The sequence below is a fragment of the Pseudomonas sp. 2hn genome (assembly GCF_019646095.1).
Lineage (GTDB): Bacteria > Pseudomonadota > Gammaproteobacteria > Pseudomonadales > Pseudomonadaceae > Aquipseudomonas > Aquipseudomonas peradeniyensis.
On the sequence record NZ_CP081016.1, the window covers coordinates 2,774,055 to 2,799,135 of the forward strand.

Here is a 25,081-nt window from a genome sequence, read left to right on the forward strand (position 1 = left end):
GACCCTGCCGATGGGCCTGGCCGATGTGCAGGGCGACGGGCGGGATATCGAGGAGTCGCGCCTGCCGCTGGATCCGGCCTTGTCGCGCCGGGTGCGCGAGCAGGCAAGGGCCCTCGGGGTCAGCGCCGCGAGCCTGATGCACCTGGCCTGGGCCCGCGTGGTGGGCGTGCTGGCGGGGCGTGCTGACGTGGTGTTCGGCACCGTGCTGATGGGCCGCCTGCAAGGCGGCGAGGGCGCAGACCGGGCGCTGGGGGTGTTCATCAACACCTTGCCGCTGCGCATCGACACCGCCAAGGGCACCCGCGCCGCGGTGCAGGCCACCCACCAGCGGCTGTCGGCGCTGCTCGGGCATGAGCACGCGTCGCTGGCGTTGGCCCAGCGTTGCAGCGGCGTGCCGGCCTCGGCGCCGCTGTTCAGTGCCTTGCTCAACTACCGTCATAGCCCGACCGATACGACTGCTGTGGATGCCGCAAGCTTCCAGGGCATGCATCAGCTCGGCGGTGAAGAGCGCAGCAACTACCCGCTGACCCTGAGCGTGGACGACCATGGGGAAGGCTTCAGCCTCAGCGTACTGGCCCAGCTGGGGATCGGTGCCGAGCGGGTCGCAGGTTGGATGACCGCTGCCGTGAGCCAGTTGATCCAGGCGTTGGAGCAGGGTGGAGCGGCGCAGGTCGACAGGCTGCCCATCCTCGACGGCACGCAGCGGCGCCAGGTGCTCGAAGGTTTCAATGCCACGGACATGGACTACCCACAAGGGCAGACCGTGCACGCGCTGGTCGAGGCTCAAGCGCCTGAAGCATTGGCCGTTGTACAGGGTGATCTGAGTCTGAGCTACGGCGAACTCAACGAGCGTGCCAACCGCCTGGCTCATCACCTGATCGAGCGTGGCGTGGTCCCGGGCGACTGTGTGGCACTGTGCCTGGAGCGTGGCCCGCAACGGATGGTGGCGATGCTGGCGGTGCTCAAGGCCGGCGCGGCGTATGTGCCGGTCGATCCGGGTTATCCGTCGGAGCGGATTGCCTATCTGCTCAGTGACAGTGCGCCGGCGTTGGTACTGGTCGAATCGGCCACCGAAGCGTTGGTCGGCGATGTAGCTAAAGTATTGCTGGATGGCGATGACTGGCTCGACCACGCGGCCAGCAATCCTGTGGTTGCAGGGCTGGACGAAAATCAGCTGGCTTATGTGATCTACACCTCCGGCTCCACCGGCCAGCCCAAGGGGGTGATGGTCGAGCACCGCACCCTGGCCAACCTGATCCACTGGCATTGCCAGGCCTTCGAACTGGGCGCAGGCAGCCACACCTCCAGCGTCGCCGGCTTCGGCTTCGATGCCATGGCCTGGGAAGCCTGGCCGGCGCTGTGCACCGGAGCGGTGCTGCACCTGCCGCCGGCGTCCATCGGCGGCGAGCATGTCGATGAACTGCTCGACTGGTGGCTGGAGCAGCCGCTGCAAGTGAGCTTCCTGCCGACACCGGTCGCCGAGCAGGCGCTGCGTCGCGAACGCCAGCACCCGACCCTGCGCACGCTGCTGGTCGGCGGCGACCGCCTGCGCCAGTTCGACCGCGATCCGGGCTTTGCGCTGGTCAACAACTATGGCCCGACCGAGACCACCGTTGTGGCCACATCCGGTCTGTTGCAACCGGGCGGCGCGCTGCATATCGGCAAGCCGACCGCCAACACCCGCGTCTACGTGTTGGACGAGCAACGCCAACCCGTACCGGTGGGTGTGACCGGCGAGCTGTACATCGGTGGCGCGCAGGTCGCCCGAGGTTACTTCAACCGTCCTGAACTGACCGCCCAGCGTTTCCTCGACGATCCGTTCAACGGCGGCCGGATGTACCGCACGGGCGATCTGGTGCGCTGGAATGCCGACGGCACGCTGGACTACCAGGGCCGCAATGACGACCAGGTGAAGATCCGTGGCGTGCGGGTCGAGCTGGGCGAGATCGAGGCCGCGCTGAAGGCTCAGCCGGGTATCGCGGATGCCGTGGTGCTGGTGCGTGACGAACGTCTGCTGGCCTGGTTCACCGAAAACGCCGTGGTCGATCTCGACACCCTGCGCCAAGGACTGCAAACCCGCCTTCCGGGCCACTTGATACCACAAGCCTTCGTCCGCCTGGACGAGCTGCCACTGACCAGCCACGGCAAGCTGGACCGCAAGGCGCTGCCGGACCCTGATCCTGCAGCCCTGGCACGCCAGGCCTATGTCGCCCCGATCGGCGCGACCGAGGAGGCCATGGCCGCGATCTGGGCTGAAGTCCTGGGCATCGAACAGGTCGGTCGTCACGACAATTTCTTCGAACTCGGCGGTCACTCGTTGCTGGCGGTGAGCCTCACCGCGCGGCTGCGCCAGGCCGGCCTGCAGGCCGACGTGCGCACCCTGTTCGGCCAGCCGACGGTAGCGGCGCTGGCGGCGACCCTGGGCCATGGCCGCCAGGTCGAGGTCCCGGCCAACCGGATGCCGGCCGGCTGCACCCAGATCACCCCGGACATGCTGCCGCTGGTGGAACTGGAGCCGGCCGCCATCGAGCGCATCGTCGCCACGGTGCCGGGTGGCGCGGCCAACGTGCAGGACATCTACCCGCTGGCGCCGTTGCAGGAAGGCATTCTCTACCACCACCTCAGCTCGCCGGAGCACGATCCCTACGTGCTGCAGTCGCGCATGGCGTTCGCCAGCCGTGACCGGCTGCACGCCTTCGTCGATGCCCTGGGCAAGGTCATCGCCCGTCATGACGTGCTGCGTACTTCAGTGCTGTGGGACGGCCTGCCGCAGGCATTGCAAGTGGTCTGGCGCCAGGCTGACCTGGCGCTGTTCGAGGTGGCCGAAGAGGCAGCGGTGCCCCACGCTTTGGCCCTGGACCAGGCGCCACTGGTGCGCCTGTACCACTGGCCGGACGCGCAGGGCGCCGGGCGGCAGGCCGTGCTGCAGTTCCACCATATCGTCCTCGACCATACCGCGCTGGATGTGCTCGGCCGGGAACTGGTCGGCTATCTGCAAGGTGCGCCGGTGCCCGCCGAACAGGGCGCGCCGTACCGCAACTACGTGGCCCAGGCGCGGCTGGGCGTCAGCCAGGCCGAGCACGAGGCGTTCTTCCGCGAGCAGTTGGGGGATATCGACGAGCCGACCCTGCCGTTCGGCCTGGGTGATGTGCAGGTCGATGGCCTCGGCATCGAAGAAGCTCAACTGTGGCTGGGCGAACCCCTGGCCAGCCGTCTGCGTCAGCAGGCACGGCAGCTGGGCATCAGCGTCGCCAGCCTGTTCCACCTGGCCTACGCCCGCCTGGTGGCCGCCGCCAGCGACCGTGACAGCGTGGTATTCGGCACCGTGCTGCTCGGTCGCCTGGAAGGCGGCGCGGGAGCGGACCAGGCGCTGGGCATGTTCATCAACACCTTGCCGCTACGCCTGGACCTTGCAGGCATCGACCTGCATGACGCCGTTCGCCAGACCCAGCAGCGCCTGAGCGCCTTGCTCGCCCACGAGCATGCCTCGCTGGCCCTGGCCCAGCGCTGCAGTGGCGTGCCGGCCCCGGCGCCGCTGTTCAGCGCCATGCTCAACTACCGCCACGGCAGCCAGGCGGACGAGGAGCAGCGCCAGGCCTTGCAAGGCATCGAGACCCTCGACAGCAACGAGCGCAGCAACTATCCGCTGAGCCTGAGCGTGGACGATATCGGCGAACGCTTCCGACTGGTCGCCCTGGCCCCGGCGGAGGTTGGCGCCGCGCGTGTCTGCGAGCAGATGCGCCGGGTGCTGGAGGCCATGGCCGAGGCCTTGGCCCATCAGCCACGGCAAGCGCTGCTGCAACTGCCAGTGCTGTCGGCCGCGGAACGCGACCAGCTGGTGCACGACTTCAACCGCACGGCGCAGCCCCACGACCTGAACCGGACCCTCCAGGAACTGTTCGAGGCCCAGGCGTTGCGTAGGCCCGAGGCCGTTGCGCTCAGCGCCGAGCAGGGTGAACTCAGCTACGAGCAGCTCAACGCCCAGGCCAACCGCCTGTCCCATCACCTGATCGCGCTGGGCGTGCGGCCCGACGATCGGGTGGCGATCTGTGTCGAGCGCGGTTTGTCGCTGGTGGTCGGCCTGCTGGCGATCCTCAAGGCCGGTGGCGCCTATGTGCCGCTGGACCCTGACTATCCGGCCGAACGGATCCGCCACATGCTGGTCGACAGCCAGCCACGGGCGGTCCTGGTGCAGGCGGCCACCTGGGCGCTGATGGGGGATCTGCCACTGACTCAGGTCGATCTCGACCAGGCGTACTGGACCCGTCAGCCAAGCCACAACCCACAGGTGCCGGGCCTGACCGCCGCCAACCTGGCCTATGTGATCTACACCTCAGGCTCCACCGGGCTGCCCAAGGGGGTGATGGTCGAGCACCGCAACGTGGTCAACCTGGTGCACTGGAGCGCCGGGCTGTTCCCGGGTGAGGGTGCGTTGTTGCACAAGACCCCGGTGAGCTTCGATGCCTCGGTGTGGGAGCTGTTCTGGCCGCTGTGCAGCGGCGTGCGCCTGGTGCTGGCGCGCCCGGACGGCCAGCGCGACCCGCAGTACCTGGCCGAGCTGATCCACCAGCAACAGGTCGGCGTGGTGCAGTTCGTGCCGGCGCTGCTGCAGCAGTTCCTCGAACACGACGCCAGCGCCGCCTGCGGCAGCCTTACCGATATCGTTTGTGGCGGTGGCGAGCTGACCGAGGCCCTGGTGCGCCAGGTGCGCGAGCGCCTGCCACGGGCAAGGCTGCACAACGTCTACGGGCCGACCGAGACCACGGTCGATTGCAGCGTCTGCACCTTGCACCCGCAGGACCCGCTGACGCCCGGCGCGCTGCCCATCGGTCGACCGATCGACAACACCCGGCTGTACGTGCTCGATGGCCACGACCAGCCCGTGCCGTTGGGCGTCGCCGGCCAACTGCACATCGGCGGCGCCGGGGTGGCGCGTGGCTACCTGGGGTTGCCGGAGCAACAGGCCGAACGTTTCATCGCCAGCCCGTTCGCCGACGGCGAGCGCCTGTACCGCAGTGGCGATCGGGTGCGCCAGCGCCCTGACGGCAGCCTCGAGTTCCTCGGCCGCACCGACCACCAGATCAAGCTGCGTGGCCTGCGCATCGAGCCGGGCGAGATCGAGGCCTGTCTCACTCGGATACCTGGGGTGCGCGAAGCCGTGGTGCTGGTGCACGACGCCCAGCCGGCCGGCCCGCGCCTGGTGGCCTACGTCACCGGCGACGTGCCGCCCGCCGAGGCCCTGCGCGAGGCGCTGCTGGGGCAACTGCCCGAGTACATGGTACCGGCGCTGTTCATGGCCCTCGACGCCTTGCCGCTGACCCCCAACGGCAAGCTCGACCGCAAGGCGCTGCCGCAGCCAGACCTGCCAGCGCGTGCCTACGAGGCGCCGCTGGGCGACACCGAACAGCTGCTGGCGCGTATCTGGGGCGAGCTGCTGGGCGTGGAGCGGGTAGGGCGCCACGACAACTTCTTCGAACTGGGCGGCCACTCGCTGTTGGCCGTGACCCTCACCTCGCGCTTGCGCGAGGCGGGCCTGGAAGCCGACGTGCGCAGCCTGTTCGAACACCCGACGCTGGCAGGTTATGCCGCCATCACAGACAGAATGGAGATCGTCCTGTGAGCATCAACGAACTACTGGCGACCCTGGCCGCCAACAATGTCCAGCTGGCCCTCAAGGATGGCCAGCTGGTGGTCCAGGGCAATCGCCAGGCCCTGAGCGACGCCGCGCTGGTGGCGCGGCTGCGCGAGCACAAGCCGGCGCTGCTGGAGATGCTCGAACGTGGCGAGTACGTGGCGGCGCGCCAGGGCAGCGTCGAGGTCCCGGAAAACCGCATCCCGGCCGGCTGCACGCGGATCACCCCGGCCATGCTCAGCCTGGTCGAACTCGACCAGGCCAGCATCGACCAGTTGGTTGAGGGCGTGCCCGGCGGCGCGGCCAATGTGCAGGACATCTACCCGCTGGTGCCTTTGCAGCAAGGCATGCTGTTCCACCATGCCAGCGCCGGCGCCCACGATCCCTATGTGATGCAGGCGCGCTTCGTGTTCGCCAGCAGCGCCCGGGTCGAGGCCTTCGCCCAGGCCCTGCAAGGGGTGATCGACCGTCACGACATCCTGCGCACCTCGGTGCACTGGAAGGCCCTGGAGACGCCGGTGCAGGTGGTCTGGCGCCAGGCCCGCCTGCGGGTCACCCGGCTCGCCGAGGGCCAGCTGCCGGACAGCGGCTTCGACCTGACCCAGGCACCGTTGATCCGCCTGCAATGCCAGGCCGCGGAGGTGGATGGACAGGTCCACGCGACCCTGCAGTTCCACCATGTGGCCATGGACCACAGTGCCCTTGAGGTGGTGCGTCACGAGATGCTTGCCTTCCTGCTTGGCGAAAGCGCCCGGCTGGGCCGTCCGCTGCCGTTCCGCAACCATGTGGCCCAGGCCCTGCTGGGCGTCGGCGAGGCCGAGCACGAGGCGTTCTTCCGCGACATGCTCGGCGGCGTGGACGCGCCGACCCTGGCCTATGGCCTGGCCGATGTGCAAGGGGATGGCGCGGCGCTGAACGAGCACGCGCTGGACCTCGACCTGGCGCTGTGCCGCGAGCTGCGCGCCCAGGCCCGCAGCCAGGGGGTGAGCGTCGCCAGCCTGTTCCACCTGGCCTGGGCGCGGGTGCTGGGCGGCCTGACCGGGCGCGACCAGGTGGTGTTCGGCACCGTGCTGATGGGCCGCCTGCAAGGCGCCGAGGCCACCGACCGGGCGCTGGGCATCTTTATCAATACCTTGCCGCTGCGGGTGGACCTGGACGCCGCCGACCTGGCCAGCGCAATCAAGGCCACCCACCAGCGCCTGAGCACGCTGATGCGCCATGAGCACGCGCCCCTGGCCCTGGCCCAGCGCTGCAGCGGCGTGGCGGCGCCGACGCCGCTGTTCAACGCCTTGCTCAACTACCGCCACAGCGCGGCCTCGGGGTCCGAAGCGGTGCTGCGCGCCGGCTGGGCCGGGATCGAGATCGTGCATGCCGCCGAAGCCACCAACTACCCCTTGACCCTGAGTGTCGACGACTTCGGCGAAGCCTTCCGCCTGACTTTGCTAGCCAGCCCCGAGGTGCCGGCACGGCGTGTCTGCGCCTATCTGGAGCAGACCCTGCGCAGCCTGCTCGCGGCAACGCCCACCGCTGAAATCAGGGCGCTGCCGATGGTGCCTGGCGACGAGCGTGAGGAGCTGCTGGAAACCTTCAACCAGACCCCGGGCATCGAACAGCCGCACGGTCCGTTGCATCGGCGTATCGAGGCCGTGGCCCAGGCCCATCCCCACGCCCTGGCCGCCACTGCCAATGACCAGTCGCTGACTTATCAGCAACTGAACCAGCGCGCCAATGCCCTGGCCCACCACCTGATCGGCCTGGGCGTGCGCCCCGACGACCGCGTGGCAGTGTTCGCCCGCCGCGGCCTGGACACGCTGATTGGCCTGGCCGCGGTGCTCAAGGCCGGCGCCGGCTATGTTCCGGTGGACCCGGCCCACCCGGACGAGCGGGTGCGCTACCTGCTCGACGACAGCGCGCCAGTGGCCGTGCTGACCCAACAAGCGTTGCGTGGCCGCCTGGATGGGGTCACGGTGCCCGTGCTGGCGCTTGATCAGGCTGACTGGCCGCAGCGGCTGGATGATCCAGCCGTCGCCGACCTGGGACCGGAACACCTGGCCTACGTGATCTACACCTCGGGCTCCACCGGGCAGCCCAAGGGGGTGATGGTCGAGCACCGCACCTTGAACAACCTGGTGGACTGGCACTGCCGGGCCTTCGACCTGTGCCTGGGCCGGCACACTTCGAGCCTGGCCGGCTTCGGCTTCGACGCCATGGCCTGGGAGGTCTGGCCGGCGTTGTGCGCCGGGGCCACCCTGCACCTGGCGCCCGCCGGCGAGGGCCATGAGGACCTCGATGCGTTGCTGGCCTGGTGGCGCGACCAACCGCTGGATGTCAGCTTCCTGCCGACGCCGGTGGCCGAATACGCCTTCAGCCATCAGCTCGGGCACCCGACCTTGCGTACCCTGCTGATCGGCGGCGATCGCCTGCGCCAGTTCAACCGCACCCAGACCTTTGCCGTGGTCAACAACTACGGCCCGACCGAGACCACCGTGGTGGCCAGTTCCGGGGTGGTGGAGGCGGGGGGCGCGCTGCACATCGGCGGCCCCGTGGACAATGCCCGCCTGTACGTGCTCGACGCCGGGTTGCAGCCTGTGCCATTGGGCGTGGCGGGCGAGCTGTACATTGGCGGCGCCGGGGTCGCCCGTGGCTACCTTGGCCGCCCGCAGCTGACCGCCGAGCGCTTCCTCGACGATCCGTTCGCGGCCACCCCGGGCGCGCGCATGTACCGTACCGGCGACCTGGTGCGCTGGCTGGCCGACGGCACCCTCGATTACCTGGGGCGCAACGACGACCAGGTGAAGATTCGCGGGGTGCGTATCGAGTTGGGCGAAATCGAGAACCGCCTGAACAGCCTGCCAGGCATCGGCGAGGCCGTGGTGGTGGCCCGCGAGGACCAGCCGGGCCAGCCGCGCCTGGTGGCCTATTTCACCGCGCAAACCGGACTCGAGGCACCCTTGCCCGAGCACCTGCGCACGCAACTGCTTGTCCATCTGCCGGAGTACATGGTGCCGGTGGCCTTCGTCGCGCTGGAGGCGCTGCCGCTGACCGCCAACGGCAAGCTCGACCGCCGCGCCTTGCCGGCGCCGGAGCGTTCGGCGCTGTTCGAGCGCGGCTACGTGGCCCCCGAGGGCGAACTGGAAAGCGCCCTGGCCCAGCTGTGGGCCGAACTGCTGCAGGTGGAGCGGGTTGGCCGGCATGACCATTTCTTCGCCCTGGGTGGCCATTCGCTGCTGGCCATGCGCATGGTGTCCCAGGTGCGCCTGCGGCTCGGCGTCGAGCTGACCCTGGCCGAGCTGTTCGCCAATCCCGAGCTGGCCGCCGTGGCCCAGGTGCTGGCGAGCGCCGGGCACAGCACGCTGCCGGCCATCGTCGCGGTGTCCCGCGAGCAGCCCCTGCCGTTGTCGTTCGCCCAGCAGCGCCTGTGGTTCCTGGCCCAGCTGGAGGGCGGCAGCCAGGCCTACAACGTGCCGCTGGCCCTGGGCCTGCGTGGCTCGCTGGATGCCGACGCGCTGGAACGCGCCTTGCTGTGCATCGTCGCGCGCCATGAGGGCCTGCGCAGCCGCTTCGTGCCCGCAGGCGACAGTGCCGAGGTGCACATCGCCGAAAAACCGCAACCGGGCTGGCTGCGGCGCCTGAGCCTGGCGCCCGATGACCTGGCCGCGCACCTGCAGGCCGAGGCCAGCGCGCCGTTCGACCTGGTCGAGGGACCACTGTTGCGCGCCAGCCTGCTGCGCCTGGAGGATCAGCACCATGTGCTGCTGCTGACCCTGCACCATATCGTCGCCGACGGCTGGTCCCTCGGCGTGCTGACCCGTGAGCTGGGTGCGCTGTACCCGGCCATGTGCCAGGGCCAGGACGATCCGTTGCCGACCCTGGGGATCCAGTACGGCGACTATGCCGTGTGGCAGCGGCGCTGGCTGGCCGGTGAGCAACTGCAACGCCAGGCCGACTACTGGCGCCAGGCCCTGGACGGTGCGCCGACCCTGCTGAGCCTGCCGAGTGATCGGCCACGACCGCCACGCCAGGACTTCAGCGGCGCCAGCCTGGCGCTGCAGCTGGATGCGCGTCTCGGTGCCGGCCTGCGGGCCCTGGCCCAGCGGCATCAGGCAACACTGTACATGGTGCTGCTCAGTGCCTGGGCCGCGACCCTGGCACGGCTGTCCGGCCAAAGTGAAGTCGTGGTGGGCTGCCCAGTGGCCGGGCGCGGCCATGCCGAGCTGGAGCCGCTGGTGGGGCTGTTCGTCAACACCCTGGCGCTGCGCATCGACACGTCGGGCGCGCCGAGCAGCGAGCGCCTGCTGGCCCAGGTGAAGGCACGCCTGCTCGACGCCCAGGCGCATCAGGACCTGCCGTTCGAACAGGTGGTGGAGATCGTCCGCCCGGCGCGCAGCCTCGGCCATACGCCGTTGTTCCAGACCACCCTCAACTGGCTGGCCACCGAGGGCGCCGCGCCGAGCCTGGCGGGTTTGCGCCTGGAGGGCGTGCCCCAGGCCAACCAGGTGGCCAAGTTCGACCTGTCGCTGAGCATGGGCGAGCAGGGCGAGGCGCTAGTCGGCAGCCTCGAGTACGCCACGGCGCTGTTCGATGAAAGCACCGTGCACCGTTTCGCCGGTTACTTCGAGCGCCTGCTGCGGGCCATGGTCGCCAACGACCAGGCACCCCTGGCCGAGGTCGAACTGGTCGGTGACGTCGAACGCCGGCGCCTGCTGCATACCTTCAATGGCAGCGCCCGGGCATTCCCGGTCGACCAGACCCTGCCGGCCCTGATCGAGGCCCAGGCGGCCCGTGCCCCGCAGGCGATGGCCGCCGTGGCCGGCGATGCACGCCTGAGCTACGGCGAGCTGAACCAGCGCGCCAACGCCCTGGCCCATCACCTGATCGAACGCGGCGTGGGGCCGGACGACCGGGTAGCGGTGGTCGCCCGGCGCGGCCTGGACACCCTGGTGGCGCTGCTGGCGGTGCTCAAGGCCGGTGGCGCCTATGTGCCCGTGGACCCGGCGCATCCGGATGAGCGCCTGCGCTACCTGCTCGAGGACAGCGCCCCCGTTGTGGTCCTGGCCCAGCAGGCGCTGCTGGCGCGCCTGGACGGGTTGTCCGTGCCTGTGCTGGCCCTGGACCGGCCGGACTGGCCGGCGCGCACGGACAATCCCGAGCTGCCCGGCCTGCTGGCCAGCCACCTGGCCTACGTGATCTACACCTCGGGCTCCACCGGGCAGCCCAAGGGCGTGATGGTCGAGCACCGTACCCTGGCCAACCTGGTGCACTGGCACTGCAAGGCCTTCGAGCTGGGCGCCGGCGAACACACCGCCAGCGTCGCCGGCTTCGGCTTCGATGCCATGGCCTGGGAGGTGTGGCCGGCCCTGTGCGCCGGCGCGGTGCTGCACCTGCCGCCGGCCGAGCTGGGCAACGAGCAGCTCGACGGGCTGTTGGCCTGGTGGCTGGAGCAACCGCTGAAAGTGGCCTTCCTGCCGACACCGGTCGCCGAATATGCCTTCACCCAGGGGCTGCGCCATCCGACCCTACGCACCCTGCTGATCGGTGGCGACCGTCTGCGCCAGTTCACCAGCGACCCGGGCTGCGTGGTGGTCAACAACTATGGTCCCACCGAGGCGACGGTGGTCGCCACCTCCGGGCTGGTGCTGCCGGGCGGGGCGCTGGACATCGGCCGGCCGATCGCCAATGCCCAGGTCTACCTGCTGGACGAGGCGCGGCAACTGGTACCGTGCGGTGTGACCGGCGAGCTCTACGTGGGCGGTGCCGGGGTGGCGCGGGGCTATCTGAATCGCGCGCAACTGACGGCCGAGCGCTTCCTCGACGACCCGTTCAGCGAGCAGCCCGGCGCGCGCATGTACCGCACCGGTGACCTGGCCCGCTGGAACGCCGACGGTACCTTGGACTACCTGGGCCGCAACGACGACCAGGTGAAGGTGCGCGGCCTGCGCATCGAGCTGGGGGAGATCGAGGCACAACTGCTGGCCTTGCCCGGCGTCGCCGAAGCGCTGGTGCTGGCCCGCGAGGACCAGCCCGGCCAGCCGCGCCTGGTGGCCTACTACATTGCCGGCCCCGAGGCGCAGCCGGTCGGCGCCCTGCGCGCCGCCCTGCAACAGCGTCTGCCGGCTTACATGGTACCTGCCGCGCTCGTGCGCCTGGATGCCTGGCCATTGACCGCCAACGGCAAGGTCGACCGTCGGGCGCTGCCGTTGCCCGAGCGCGAGGCATCGGCCAGTCAGGCCCACGAGGCCGCCGAAGGCGTGCTGGAAACGGCCCTGGCCGAGCTCTGGTGCGAGCTGCTGCAGCTGGAACGGGTAGGGCGCCAGGACCGCTTCTTCGAACTGGGCGGCCATTCGCTGCTGGCCATGCGCATGGTCGGCCAGGTGCGGGCACGCCTGGGTCGGGAACTGTCGCTGGGCGAGCTGTTCGGCGACGACCGCCTGCTGGCGGTGGCGGCGACCCTGGCCGAGCGCGGTGGCGAGGTGCTGCCGGCCATCGAACCGACGTCCCGTGGCCAGTCCCTGCCGCTGTCGTTCGCCCAGCAGCGCCTGTGGTTCCTGGCGCAGATGGACGATGCCAGCGCCGCCTACCATATTCCCTTGGGCCTGGCCATGCGCGGCCCGCTGGACCGTGCGGCGCTGGAGCGGGCACTGGCGCGCATCATCGAGCGTCACGAAAGCCTGCGCAGCCACTTTACCCAGGAAGGCGCCGAGGCGCGGGTGCGGGTGGCCCCAGGGCGTGGCGGCTTCGCCCTGGCCTGGCACGACCTGCGCGGCGCCGCGCAGCAGCTGCCCGAACTGATGCAGGCCGAGGCGCTGCTGCCCTTCGACCTGGCGCACCAGTTGCCGGTGCGTGGCCGCCTGCTGTGCCTGGCGGCGGAGCATCACGTGCTGCTGCTTACCTTGCATCATATCGTCGCCGACGGCTGGTCGATGGGCGTGTTCACCCAGGAGTTGGCGGCGCTGTACCAGGCCTTCAGCGAAGGGCACGACGACCCGCTGCCGGCGCTGGCGATCCAGTACGGCGACTACGCCCTGTGGCAGCGCCGCTGGCTGGCCGGCGACGCGCTGCAGCGCCAGGGCGAATACTGGCAACAGGCCCTGGCCGGCGCGCCGGTGCTGCTGACCCTGCCCACCGACCGGCCGCGGCCGGCCCGCCAGGACTATCAGGGTGACCGGGTCGAGATACGTTTGGACCGGCGTCTGAGCGAGGACCTCAGGGCGCTGTGCCTGCGCCATGGCGTCACCCCGTTCATGCTGTTCGGCGCTGCCTGGGCGGTGCTGCTGGCGCGCCTGTCCGGCCAGGCCGAGGTGGTGATCGGCACGCCGGTGGCCAACCGTCGGCAGGCAGAGGTCGAAGGGCTGATCGGGTTGTTCGTCAACTCCCTGGCCCTGCGCATCGATACCGCCGGACTGCCCGATGTCGGCGCGCTGCTGGCCCGGGTCAAGGCCTGCGTCAGCCAGGCCCAGGACCATCAGGACCTGCCGTTCGAACAGGTGGTGGAACTGCTGCACCCGCCGCGCAGCCTGGCCCATACCCCGTTGTACCAGGTGTCGCTGGCCTGGAACGGCGTGCCGGGCGAGGCCTTGCAACTGGGCGACCTGCAACTGGAGGCGCTGGGCGGCTCGCAGATCTTCGCCAAGTTCGACCTGACCCTGAGCCTGGGCGAGACCGCCGACGGCTACGGCGGCGCCCTGGAGTTCGCCACGGCGCTGTTCGACCGGGCGACCATCGAACGCCATGTCGGCTACCTGGAGCAATTGCTGTGGGCGATGGCCGGCAGCGACCAGGCGGTGCCGGCGAAGGTCGAGCTGCTGGGCGCCGCCGAGCGCCGCCAGGAGCTGGTGACCTGCAATGCCAGCGAATTGGTCGGTGGCCTGCAGCAACCGGTGCAGGCGTTGTTCGAGGCGCAGGTGGCGCGTATGCCGCAGGCGTTGGCGGTGCAGGCCGAGGACGGCCAGATGAGCTACCGGCAACTGAACGAGGCGGCCAACCGCCTGGCCCATCAGCTGATCGCCCAGGGCGTGGTCGCCGACAGCCGGGTCGCGGTGTGCCTGGCCCGTGGGCCGCAACTGCTGGTCGGGCTGCTGGCGGTGCTCAAGGCCGGCGGCGCCTACGTGCCGCTGGACCCGGGCTACCCCGACGAGCGCCTGGCCTACATGCTTGCCGACAGCGCGCCGCTGGCATTGCTGGTGGATGCCGGCAGCCGCGGGCGCTTCGTCGACAGCGCGGTACCGCGCCTGAACCTCGACCAGCCGACCTGGACCGGCCAGTCGCCGGATAATCCGCAGGTGAGCGGCCTGGGTGCCCGCCACCTGGCCTACGTGATCTACACCTCCGGCTCCACCGGCACGCCGAAAGGGGTGATGGTCGAGCACCGCAGCCTGTGCAATCTGGTGCACTGGAGCTCGCGGCTGATCGCCCCGACCGTCGAGGGCGCGCTGCTGCACAAGACCCCGGTGAGTTTCGACGCCTCGGTGTGGGAATTGTTCTGGCCACTGTGCGCCGGCCTGCGCCTGGTGCTGGCGCGTCCGGACGGTCAGCGCGATCCGGCCTACCTGGCGGCGCTGATCCAGCGCCAGCGGGTCAGCGTGGTGCAGTTCGTGCCGGCGCTGCTGCAGCAGTTCCTCGCCCTTGAGGCCAGCGCGGCCTGCGACAGCCTCACCGATATCGTCTGTGGCGGCGGCGAGCTGACCACGGCGTTGCTGCACCAGGTGCGCGAGCGCCTGCCGCAGGTGCGCCTGCACAACGTCTATGGCCCGACCGAGGCCACCGTCGATTGCAGCGTCTGGACCCTGGAACCCGGGCAAGCGCTGCCTGAAAGCGCACCACCGATCGGTCGGCCGATCGCCAATACCCGGCTGTACGTGCTCGACCGCAACGGCCTGCCGGTGCCCCGTGGCGTGGTGGGCGAGCTGCACATCGGTGGCGTCGGCGTGGCCCGTGGCTACCTGGGCCTGCCGGAACTAGACGCCGAGCGCTTCGGCGACAGCCCGTTCGTGGTCGGCGAGCGCCTGTACCGCAGCGGCGATCTGGTGCGCCGCCGCGCCGACGGCGAGCTAGAGTTCCTCGGCCGCGACGACTTCCAGGTCAAGCTGCATGGCCTGCGCATCGAGTTGGGCGAGATCGAGGCCTGCCTGGCCAGTCATCCCGCCATTCGTGAAGTGGCGGTGCTGCTGCGTGGCGAGCGGTTGGTCGCCTGGTTCACCGCCCACGACGACGCGCCCGGGATCGAGGCGCTGCGCCGGCATGCCCTGGCGCGACTGCCGGACTACATGGTGCCGTCGGCCTATGTGGCGATGCCGGCCATGCCGCTGACCGCCAACGGCAAGCTCGACCGCCAGGCGCTGCCCGAGCCCGGCGCCGAGGCCGTGCTCAGCCGTGCCTATGAGGCGCCGCAAGGGGAAGCCGAAACCCATCTGGCGGCGCTGTGGGCCGAGCTGCTGAACGTGCCGAGGGTAGGGCGCCAGGACCACTTCTTCGAACTGGGTGGCCACTCGCTGCTGGCGGTGACCCTGATTGCCCGCCTGCGCGCCGAGGGCCTGGAGGCGGATATCCGCGTGCTGTTCGCCGAGCCGACCCTGGCCGCCCTGGCCGCGACCCTGGGCCAGCATGGCGGGACCCGGGTGCCGGCCAACCGTATTGGCGCCGACTGCCGACGCATCACACCGGACCTGCTGGCGCTGGTGGCGCTGGAGCAGGCGGCCATCGACCGCATCGTCGCCCAGGTCCCGGGCGGCGCCGCCAACGTGCAGGACATCTACCCGCTGGGGCCGCTGCAGGCGGGGATTCTCTACCACCACCTGGCCAGCGAGGGGGATGATCCGTACCTGTTGCAGGCGCGTTTCGCCGTGGCCGACCGCGAGCGGCTGGAGGCGCTGCAGCGGGCCTTGGACCAGGTGATTGCCCGTCACGATATCCTGCGCTCCTCGCTGTACTGGGACGGCCTCGCCGAGCCCGTACAGGTGGTGTGGCGCCAGGCATCGCTGCCGGTACAGGAGGTGACGGCGCAGACGCCGCAGGTCCTGCGCCTGGACCTGACCCGCGCGCCCATGCTGCGCTTGCTGCACAGCCAGGACCCGGCCAGCGGGCGCATCACCGCGACCCTGCTGTTCCACCACCTGGTCATGGACCACGTGGCCCAGGATGTGCTGCGCGCCGAACTGCAGGCCTGCCTGCTCGGCGAGCAGCGCCAGTTGCCCGTGCCGGTGCCATACCGCAACTACATCGCCCAGGTGCTGCAGGGCGCGGGCGAGGCCGAGCACGAGGCGTTCTTCCGCGAACAACTGGGCGACATCGACGAGCCGACCTTGCCCTATGGCCCGCATCCGCTGGCCCATCAGGGCGCCGAGGCCGAAGCCCGGATACTGCTGGACGACGGGCTGGCGCGACGCCTGCGCGAGCAGGCGCGATTGCTGGGTGTCGGTGCCGCCAGCCTGATGCACCTGGCCTGGGGGATGGTGCTGGGGCAGTTGTCGGGGCGCGACAGCGTGGTGTTCGGCACCGTGCTGCTCGGTCGCCTGCAGGGTGGCGAAGGCGTGGAGCGCGCCTTGGGCGTGTTCATCAACACCTTGCCGCTGCGCCTGGAGGTGGGCCGCCTGCCGGTGCGCGAGGCGCTGCTCGACACCCACCGCCGGCTCACCGGGCTGCTGGTGCACGAGCATGCGCAACTGGCCCTGGCCCAGCGTTGCAGTGCGCTGCCGCCCGGCGCGCCGCTGTTCAGCGCCTTGCTCAACTATCGCCACAGTGCCACGGCCCTGGTGCGTGACAGTGCGGCCGGGCGTGCCTGGGAGGGCATCGAGCTGCTGCATGCCGAGGAACGCAGCAACTACCCGCTGGCCTTGAGCATCGACGACCTGGGTGAAGGCTTCGGCCTGACCGCCCAGTGTGCGCCGGGCCTGGATGCGCGACGGCTGTGCGGTTATCTGCAGCAGGCCCTGGAAAACCTGGTCGAGGCCCTGACCGAGGATCCCGAGCGAGGCCTGGAACGGCTGGGTATCGTGCCGGCTGGGGAGCGCCAGCGGTTGCTGGTGGGCTTTAACGCCACGCAACGTGATTACCCGCGCGAGTTGCCCGTGCAGCGCCTGTTCGAGCAGCAGGTGGCGCGGCACCCGATGGCGCTGGCGGCGCGCCACGATGAACGCCAGCTCACCTACGGCGAGCTCAACGAGCAAGCCAACCGCCTGGCCCACTGGCTGATCGGCGAGGGCGTGGCGGCAGGTGACCCGGTGGCGATCCTGCTGCCGCGTTCGTTGTCCTTGCTGGTGGCGCAACTGGCCGTGCTCAAGTGCGCGGCCACCTATGTGCCGCTGGACATCAACGCCCCGGCCGAACGCCAGGCGTTCATGGTCCAGGACTGCCAGGCCGTGGCGCTGCTGACCCTTGGCAGCCTGGCGGCGGAATGCGAGGCGCGGCGCATCGACCTGGACTGCCTGGCCCTCGACGACCAGCCGGCGCACAACCCGAACCTCGCGCAGGACGCCGACACGGTGGCCTATGTGATGTACACCTCCGGCTCCACCGGTACGCCGAAGGGGGTGCGAGTCACCCACCGCGGCATCACCCGGCTGGTGCTGAACAACGGCTATGCCGACTTCGATGCCAGCGACCGTTTCGCCTTTGTCTCCAACCCGGCGTTCGATGCCGCCACCCTGGATGTCTGGGGCGGCCTGCTCAACGGCGGCCAGGTGCTGGTGATCGATCACCAGACCCTGGTCGAGCCGGCGCAGTTCGCCAGCGCGTTGCGCCAGGGCGGTGCCAGCGTGATGTTCGTCACCACGGCGCTGTTCAACCAGTACGTGCAGCTGATCCCCGAGGCCCTGGCCGGGCTGCGGGTCCTGCTGTGCGGCGGTGAGCGCGGCGAGCCCGCCAGCTTCCGGGCGTTGCTGGCGCGGGCGCCGAACCTGCGCCTGGTGCACTGCTACGGGCCCACAGAGACCACCACCTTTGCCACCGCCTGCACCGTGCGGGCCTTGGCCGACGACGCCGAGCATGTGCCGATCGGCGGCCCGATCGGCAACACCACGGCCTATGTCCTCGATGCGCACGGGCGCCTGTTGCCCGAAGGCGTGACCGGCGAGCTGTACATTGGCGGCGACGGCGTCGCCCTGGGCTACTTGAATCGCCCGCAACTGACGGCCGAGCGTTTCCTCGACGACCCGTTCGGCGCTGGGCCCGGCGCGAGGTTGTACCGCACCGGCGACCTGGCCCGCTGGCGTGATGACGGCCAGCTGGAATGCCTGGGACGCACCGACGATCAGGTGAAGATCCGTGGTTTCCGTATCGAGCTGGGCGAGATCGAGCAGCACCTGGCCCAGTGTCCGGGCGTGGACGAAGTCGTGGTCATGGCCCTGCGCCTGGAGCAGGGACCGCTGCGCCTGGTGGCCTGGTACACCCGTACCGACGCGGCCCTCGACGGCGTGGCGTTGCGCGGCTTCCTGCGCGAGCGGCTGCCGGAGTACATGTTGCCGACGGCGTTCGTCGCGCTCGAGGCGTTGCCGTTGACCAACAATGGCAAGGTCGACCGCCGGGCGCTGCCGCTGCCGGGCGCGCAGGACCTGGCCGTGGCGGTGTTCGAGGCCGCCGCAACACCGGTGGAGCAGGCGTTGGCCGCGCTGTGGGCGCAAGTGCTGGAGGTCGAGCGGGTAGGGCGGCATGACAGTTTCTTCGAACTGGGCGGGCATTCGCTGTCGGCGATCCGTCTGGTGGGCGAGATGCGCCAGGCCGGCCTGCACACGACCCTGGCGGAGTTGTTCCAGCACCCGACCATCGCCACCCTGGCAGCGCGCCTGGGCGAGGGTGGGGACGAGGACGAAGGCCTGGTCACGGTGCGCGCCGCAGGCAGCCAGCCGGCATTGTTCCTGATCCACGAGTTCAGTGGCCTGGACCTGTACTTCCCGGTCCTGGGACGGCATATCGAAGGTGATTTCCCCGTCTATGGCCTGGCTGGCGTCGCCCCTGGGGAAGCGCAACTGAACACCATGGAGTGCCTGGCGGCGCGCCTGGTAGGGCGGATCCGCGCCGTGCAGCCGCACGGGCCGTATCGGCTGGCGGGCTGGTCGTTCGGCGGCGTGCTGGCCTACGAGGTGGCTGCGCAGTTGCTGGGCGCGGACGAGCCGGTGGCGTTCGTCGGCCTGATCGACACCTACGTGCCGCGCCTGAGCGACCAGGGCAAGGCGCGCTGGCAAGGGCCGCACCTGTTGCAAGGGCAGCTGTTGCTGCATTGCCGGGTGCATTGGCAGGCCCAGGGCGGGGCGGGAGCCGCGCAGTTGGCCGAGATCGAGGCATTGCAGCCCGGGGCGCTGGCGTTCGAAGCACTGCTCGCCCACTGCCGTGAGCGCCAGTTGCTGGTGCCCGGCCTGGTCCAGGCCAGCGACGGGCAATTGCGCCACTTCTTCGAGCGTCACCTGGCCCATGGGCATGCCCTGGCCCACTACCGGCTGGCACCGTTGCCGGTGCCGCTGCACCTGTTCGTCGCCGAGCAGCGCAGCGCCGGCATCGTCACCGACAGCCCGACCCTGGGCTGGGCCGAGGCCTTGCCGGGGCAGGCGTTGCATTGCCTGAGCGTGCCGGGCGATCACCAGAGCATGGTGCAAGATCCGCAGGCGGCGGTGCTGGGCCAGGCTATCGCGCAGGCGTTGCAGGCTTCCGCCGGCGGCGTTGCGCCGACGCACCAGCCGCTGCTGGCGATCCAGAGCGGCACGCCGTCCCATGTCCCGGTGTTCTGCGTGCCGGGGGCCGGTGACAGCGTGACCAGCTTTATCGGCCTGGCCGAGGCGCTGGGGCCGGACTGGCCGGTGCATGGCCTGCAGGCCCGGGGCCTTGCCGTGGGTGAGGTACCGCACAGCGCGGTGGAGGCCGCCGCCGACTGCCATGTCCGGGCCATCGAGGCGCTGTACCCCGAAGGCCCGTTGAACCTGGTCGGGCATTCGTTCGGTGGTTGGGTGGCCCATGCCATGGCGCTACGCCTGCAGGCCAAGGGGCGCGAAGTGCGCTCCCTGACCCTGATCGACAGCGAGGCGCCGGGCGCGGGGGGCAGTTGCGGCAAGCCGTACACCTTTACCCAGGCCCTGCAGCGGCTGATCGAGTCGTTGCAGCTGTCCACCGGCAAGTCGTTGGGCATCGAACCTGCGGCCTTTGCCGAAGCCGACGATCAGGAGCAACTGCGCCAGTTGCACGCGGCCATGGTGCGGGTCGGCTTGATGCCGTCGCGTTCCTCGGCGCAGGCGCTCGAGGGCGTGGTGCGGACCTTCGGCACGGCCCTGCGCACGGTGTACCGTCCCGACGGCGGGTTCAACGGCCTGGCGCGGCTGGTGCTGGTGGCTGACCCGAGCCTGGACCTCGCCGGCAACCAGCGCGAGCAGCAGGCCATGGAGGAGGGCTGGCGCGATTGGCTGCCGCAGCTGGAGGTATGGCAGGGGCCGGGTAACCATTTCAGCATCCTCAAGGTGCCGGATGTGTTCAGCCTGGCGGCGTGGTGGCATGACGGGCAGGCCTTGTATCACGGCAGGGTGAAGCAGTAACACCGTCGTGGGCGCGGGCCATGCCCGCGCCCACGGGACCTCATCGGATTCTGGAAGAACGGTTTTATGGAAAAGACGAAGTTTCGCAAGATCACCCTTGGGGTCGCCGCGGCCCTGGTCGCCGGCATCGTGCTGTACGCGGTGCAGGCCCCGGCCAAGCCGCCGCAGTACATTACCGCCACGGTCGAACGTGGCGACATCGAGAACGCGGTGCTGGCCACCGGCACCCTGGAGGGCATCCGCCAGGTGGACGTCGGTGCCCAGGTCTCCGGGCAGCTCAAGTCGCTTAAGGTCAAGCTCGGCGACAAGGTCAGCGAGGGCCAGTGGCTGGCCGAGATCGACCCGCTGGTGCCGCAGAACACCCTGCGCCAGGCCGAAGTCGACGAGGAAAAGCTGCAGGCCGAGCGGCGCTCGGTGCAGGCCAAGCTCAAGCAGGCCAAGCGGGTCTATGAACGTTACGAGGTGCTGCAGGACGACGAGTCGATCTCGCGCCAGGACTTCGAGAGCGCCGAGTCCGAGTTCGAGGTGCAGCAGGCCAACCTGCGCTCGCTGGACGCGCAGATCAAGAGCGCCCGGGTGCAGATCGACACCGCCAGGGTCAACCTCGGCTACACCCGCATCGTCGCGCCGATCAATGGCCATGTGGTGGGCATCGTCACCCAGGAAGGCCAGACGGTGATCTCCAACCAGTTGGCGCCGGTGATCCTCAAGCTGGCCGACCTTGACACCATGACCATCAAGGCCCAGGTGTCCGAGGCCGACGTGATCCATATCAGCCCTGGCCAGCAGGTGTACTTCACCATCCTCGGCGACGACCAGCGCTACTACGCCAAGCTGCGCGGCACGGAGCCAGCGCCGCAGAACTACCTGGAAAGCAGCGACAAGAACAGCGGCGCGGCCAAGCAGGCCAGCGCGGTGTTCTACAACGCACTGTTCGAGGTACCCAACCCCGAGCACCGCCTGCGCATCTCGATGACCGCCCAGGTGCGCATCGTCCTCGACACCGCCCAGGGCGTGCTCACCGTGCCGGTGGCGGCGCTGGGGCCGCGCGATGCCGACGGCAGCTTCCCGGTGCGGGTGATCGACGCCAAGGGCTTCGCCCAGGTACGCAAGGTCCAGGCGGGGATCAACAACAACGTCAAGGTGCAGGTCAAGGATGGCCTGGCCGAAGGCGATCGGGTGGTGATCGGCGAGCCGGTGTCGGGCGAGGCGGGGGCGTGAGCATGAACATGACCGTCGAGCTTTCACCGCGCCTGGCGCGGCCCGCGGACCAGCAGCAGCCGTTGCTGCGCCTGCAAGGGGTCAGCCGCAGCTTCATGGCCGGCGACCGCGAGTTCCTGGCGCTCAAGGGCATCGACCTGCAGATTCATGCCGGCGAGCTGGTGGCGATCATCGGCGCCTCTGGCTCGGGCAAGTCGACCTTGATGAACATCCTCGGCTGCCTGGACCATGCCAGCGCCGGCAGCTACCAGGTCAGCGGCCAGGAAACCCGCGACCTGGACGACGACGCCCTGGCCGCGCTGCGCCGCGACCATTTCGGCTTCATCTTCCAGCGCTATCACCTGTTGCCGCACCTGGATGCCCTGCGCAACGTGGAAATCCCAGCGGTGTATGCCGGCGTGCCCCAGGCCGGACGCCATGCCCGAGCCCGTGAACTGCTGGGCCGTTTGGGCCTGGGCACCCATCTGGCCCACCGGCCGAGCCAGCTGTCCGGCGGCCAGCAGCAGCGGGTGAGCATCTGCCGGGCGTTGATGAACGGCGGCGAGGTGATCCTCGCCGACGAACCCACCGGCGCCCTCGACACCGCCAGCGGCAAGGAGGTGATGAACATCCTGCTGGAGCTGCACGCTGCCGGGCACACGGTAATCCTGGTGACCCACGACCCCAAGGTCGCCGCCCATGCCGAGCGGATCATCGAGGTCAGCGACGGTCAGATCGTCAGCGACCGCCGCACCCGGCCCGAGGCGCCCGCGCCGGCCGCCGAGGCCGCGCCGGCTGTCGAGCAGGCACCGCGGCGGCTGGTGGCCAGCCTGGGGCTGTTCCGCGAGGCCTTCAAGATGGCCTGGATCGCCCTGGTCTCGCACCGCATGCGCACCTTGCTGACCATGCTCGGGATCATCATCGGCATCACCTCGGTGGTGTCGATCTCGGCCATCGGCGAGGGCGCCAAGGGTTACGTGCTCAAGGACATCCAGGCGATCGGGAGCAACACCATCGACATCTATTCAGGCACCAGTTTCGGCGACAGCCGGGCCAAGGCCATCGAGACCTTGATGCCGGCGGATGTGACGGCGCTCAACGAGCTCTACTACGTCGACAGCGCCACCCCGGTGATCGGCCAGAGCTCGCTGGTGCGCTACCGCAACATCGACGCTGACGTGCAGCTCAACGGCGTCAGCGAGCAGTATTTCCAGGTGCGCAACATTCCGCTGGCCTCGGGGATCGTGTTCAGCGCCGACGACGCCCGGCGCCAGGCGCAGGTGGTGGTGATCGACCACAACACGCGCAAGCGCCTGTTCGGCGACGGGGTCAATCCGCTGGGGCAGGTGATCCTGGTCGGCAAGCTGCCGTGCACGGTGATCGGCGTGACCGCCGAGAACAAGAACCTGTTCGTCGCCGGCAACACCCTGAACGTGTGGATGCCCTACGAGACCGCCGCCGGGCGCGTGCTCGGCCAGCGCCACCTGGACAGCATCAGCGTGCGGATCAAGGATGGCATGCCGAGCAAGCGGGTCGAGGAGGAGGTCAACAAGCTGATGCTGCAGCGCCATGGTACCAAGGACTTCTTCACCAACAACCTCGACAGCATCATGCAGACCGTGCAGAAGACCAGCCGCTCGCTGACCCTGCTGCTGTCGCTGATCGCGGTGATTTCGCTGGTGGTGGGGGGGATCGGGGTGATGAACATCATGCTGGTGTCGGTCACCGAGCGGACCCGGGAGATTGGCATTCGCATGGCGGTGGGGGCACGGCAGTCCGACATCCGCCAGCAGTTTCTGGTGGAGGCGGTGATGGTCTGTCTGATTGGCGGGGTGATCGGGATTGGGTTGTCCTATGGGATCGGGTATTTGTTTGCGTTGTTCGTGAAGCAGTGGGAGATGGTGTTTTCGCTGGGGTCGGTTGTTACGGCGTTTGTATGTTCTACGTTGATCGGGATTGTGTTCGGGTTTGTACCGGCTCGAAATGCGGCGCGCTTGGATCCTATTGAGGCGCTGGCGCGGGATTAGTATATTTTGGTCATTGTGGTTGCATATGCATACATTGCCATTGCCATTGCCATTGCCATTGCCATTGCCATTGTACTTGCTCTTGCTCTTGCTCTTGCTTCTAAGTACGCGATAGTCCAGGCGCCGCCAATTGCGACTTCAGGAGGCCGAGCGGAGTTCTTGCGGAGGGAGGTGACGGGCATGGATGCCCGTCAAGCGCTGCGCCCCAGGATGGGGCGTTCAGCGCGGTCCTCCCGGGAGCAAGAACGGAGCGAGGGAACCCCGAAGCGAAGCGTAGGGGCCGGATGAATGGAGCGAGGATTTTTTGGTTCCTTTTTGATCCTTCAAAAAGGGACCCGCCGTAAGGGCGGAAAGGTGACTTCGCGTCACCATCGCAAATGAATGCGCATATAGCTTTCAAAACACATGCTCTAAAAGTCAAAGTCAAAGTCAAAGTCAAAGTCAAAGTCAAAGTCAAAGTCAAAGTCGGTCAGTGCTGGTTTTAATAGTTGTAAGCGAATTCATTTGCGATGTCGACGCATAGTCACCTTTTCGCCCTTACGGCGAGTTCCTTTTTGAAGGATCAAAAAGGAACCAAAAAATCCTCGCTCCATTCATCCGGCCCTCCGCTTCGCTCCGGGTCCCCTCACTCCGGCCTTGCTCCCGGGAGGACCGCGCTGAACGCCCCATCCTGGGGCGCAGCGCTTGACGGGCATCCATGCCCGTCACCTCCCTCCGCAAGGCCTGCGTTCGGCCTCCTGAAGTCGCGAAGTTACGGGCGGCGCCTGGACAGACGCAGCTGTCGCTAGCGGGCTATGGCGCTAGACTCTTGATCGGCAACGGCAACGGCAACGGCAACGGCAACGGCACAGCGCCGAGCTTGCCTCGTAGGGACGCCGACGCGTCTCAAGCCACCTTGCGTAAGGCCTCGATCAATTCTCCCTTGCGCATGGTCGAGCGCCCGGCAATGTGCCGCTTGCGCGCACGGTCCATCAGTTCGGCCTTGGTCATGTCCTCCAGCCGCTGTCCGGGGCGAGGCACGCCGTGCTTCGTCGCCACCGCGCGCCGGGCCGATGAAGCCCGTGCCTCGGCCTTGGCCGCCGGGCTTTTCTTCTGCCCGGAACCGCCTTTGCGCTCGCCGCCCCCAGACTGCTTGTTGACCGTGGCCCAGGCGCGGGCTTCGGCTTCGTCCTTGGACACGCCCTTGTCCTCGTAGCTCTGCTCGATATGCTCGGCCTTGCGTTTCTGCTTGTCGGTGTACTTGTCTTTGTCTCCACGGGGCATGATTGTTCTCCTCTGCGTCAGTGAGTCTGCCAGACCCCGTTGTTGCGCTCGCAATCGCTGCGCGCCTGGCCCAGGCTCGGGGTGTCGTAGTAGTAGGTGATGATCCGCGCATCCTTGGGCACGGCTGGACGGGTGGAGGGCTCGTCACGCCCTGCGGCATCGGGGTTGGCCAGGGTCTCCTGGGTCAGCGGCGCGATGCAGCTGCCGACGCTGCCGTCGGCGCAGCGCTCGACCCTGCGTTTCTGGCTGTTGAGCATTTCCTTGCTTTCGCTGCTGCACGACCAGGCGATCGCTTCGGCCGGCATGTTGCCGTAGCTGTAGCAGGTGTGCTGCTGCACCGGCTTGACCGCCTCGCTGGATGAGCGGGTGACCACATCGCAGCCTTCGGCCAGCACCTGCCCGCTGGCCAAGGTGCCCAGCAGTGCCATACACAGAATGAACCGCATGAT

Annotated in this window: 6 protein-coding genes (1 of these 6 running past the window's edge); 4 read left to right on the plus strand and 2 right to left on the minus strand. The window is 69.0% G+C overall.

The genetic code is table 11. The annotated features are described in order from the left end of the window. The 4 genes from K2O50_RS12535 to K2O50_RS12550 form a co-directional block, all read left to right on the plus strand. Positions 1-5,620, plus strand: the final stretch of a protein-coding gene (locus K2O50_RS12535; RefSeq protein WP_220690022.1) for a non-ribosomal peptide synthase/polyketide synthase. The gene continues 19,835 nt to the left of window position 1, outside the view; only the last 5,620 of its 25,455 coding nucleotides appear in the window; its start codon lies beyond the left edge, outside the window; its stop codon occupies positions 5,618-5,620. Continuing rightward, positions 5,617-20,142: a non-ribosomal peptide synthetase gene (locus tag K2O50_RS12540; RefSeq protein WP_220690023.1), complete on the plus strand. Its 14,526-nt coding sequence runs from the start codon at positions 5,617-5,619 to the stop codon at positions 20,140-20,142. Before K2O50_RS12535 ends, K2O50_RS12540 begins: the two co-directional genes overlap by 4 nt. A 66-nt stretch (positions 20,143-20,208) precedes the next feature. Next, entirely contained in the window at positions 20,209-21,363 is a 1,155-nt protein-coding gene (gene macA, locus K2O50_RS12545; RefSeq protein ID WP_050705679.1) for a macrolide transporter subunit MacA, read from the plus strand. Between the two features lie 2 nt (positions 21,364-21,365). Beyond that, positions 21,366-23,369 (plus strand): MacB family efflux pump subunit, encoded by a 2,004-nt coding sequence (locus K2O50_RS12550; RefSeq protein WP_050705680.1) that lies wholly within the window; start codon positions 21,366-21,368, stop codon positions 23,367-23,369. Between the two features lie 885 nt (positions 23,370-24,254). Here the strand turns inward: K2O50_RS12550 and K2O50_RS12555 are convergent. Beyond that, positions 24,255-24,632 (minus strand): Rho termination factor N-terminal domain-containing protein, encoded by a 378-nt coding sequence (locus K2O50_RS12555; protein ID WP_050705681.1) that lies wholly within the window; start codon positions 24,630-24,632, stop codon positions 24,255-24,257. 17 nt (positions 24,633-24,649) lie between these two features. After that, complete coding sequence (locus tag K2O50_RS12560; protein ID WP_050705682.1) at positions 24,650-25,078, minus strand: hypothetical protein; 429 nt, start codon at positions 25,076-25,078, stop codon at positions 24,650-24,652. Positions 25,079-25,081: the final 3 nt, after the last annotated feature.

What these genes read in the sequence shown, in the direction of transcription:
- K2O50_RS12550 (WP_050705680.1), top strand. Translation starts at nt 21,366, where the DNA reads ATGAACATGACCGTCGAGCTTTCACCGCGCCTGGCGCGGCCCGCGGAC.
- K2O50_RS12560 (WP_050705682.1), bottom strand. Translation starts at nt 25,078, where the DNA reads ATGCGGTTCATTCTGTGTATGGCACTGCTGGGCACCTTGGCCAGCGGG.
- K2O50_RS12555 (WP_050705681.1), bottom strand. Translation starts at nt 24,632, where the DNA reads ATGCCCCGTGGAGACAAAGACAAGTACACCGACAAGCAGAAACGCAAG.
- macA (WP_050705679.1), top strand. Translation starts at nt 20,209, where the DNA reads ATGGAAAAGACGAAGTTTCGCAAGATCACCCTTGGGGTCGCCGCGGCC.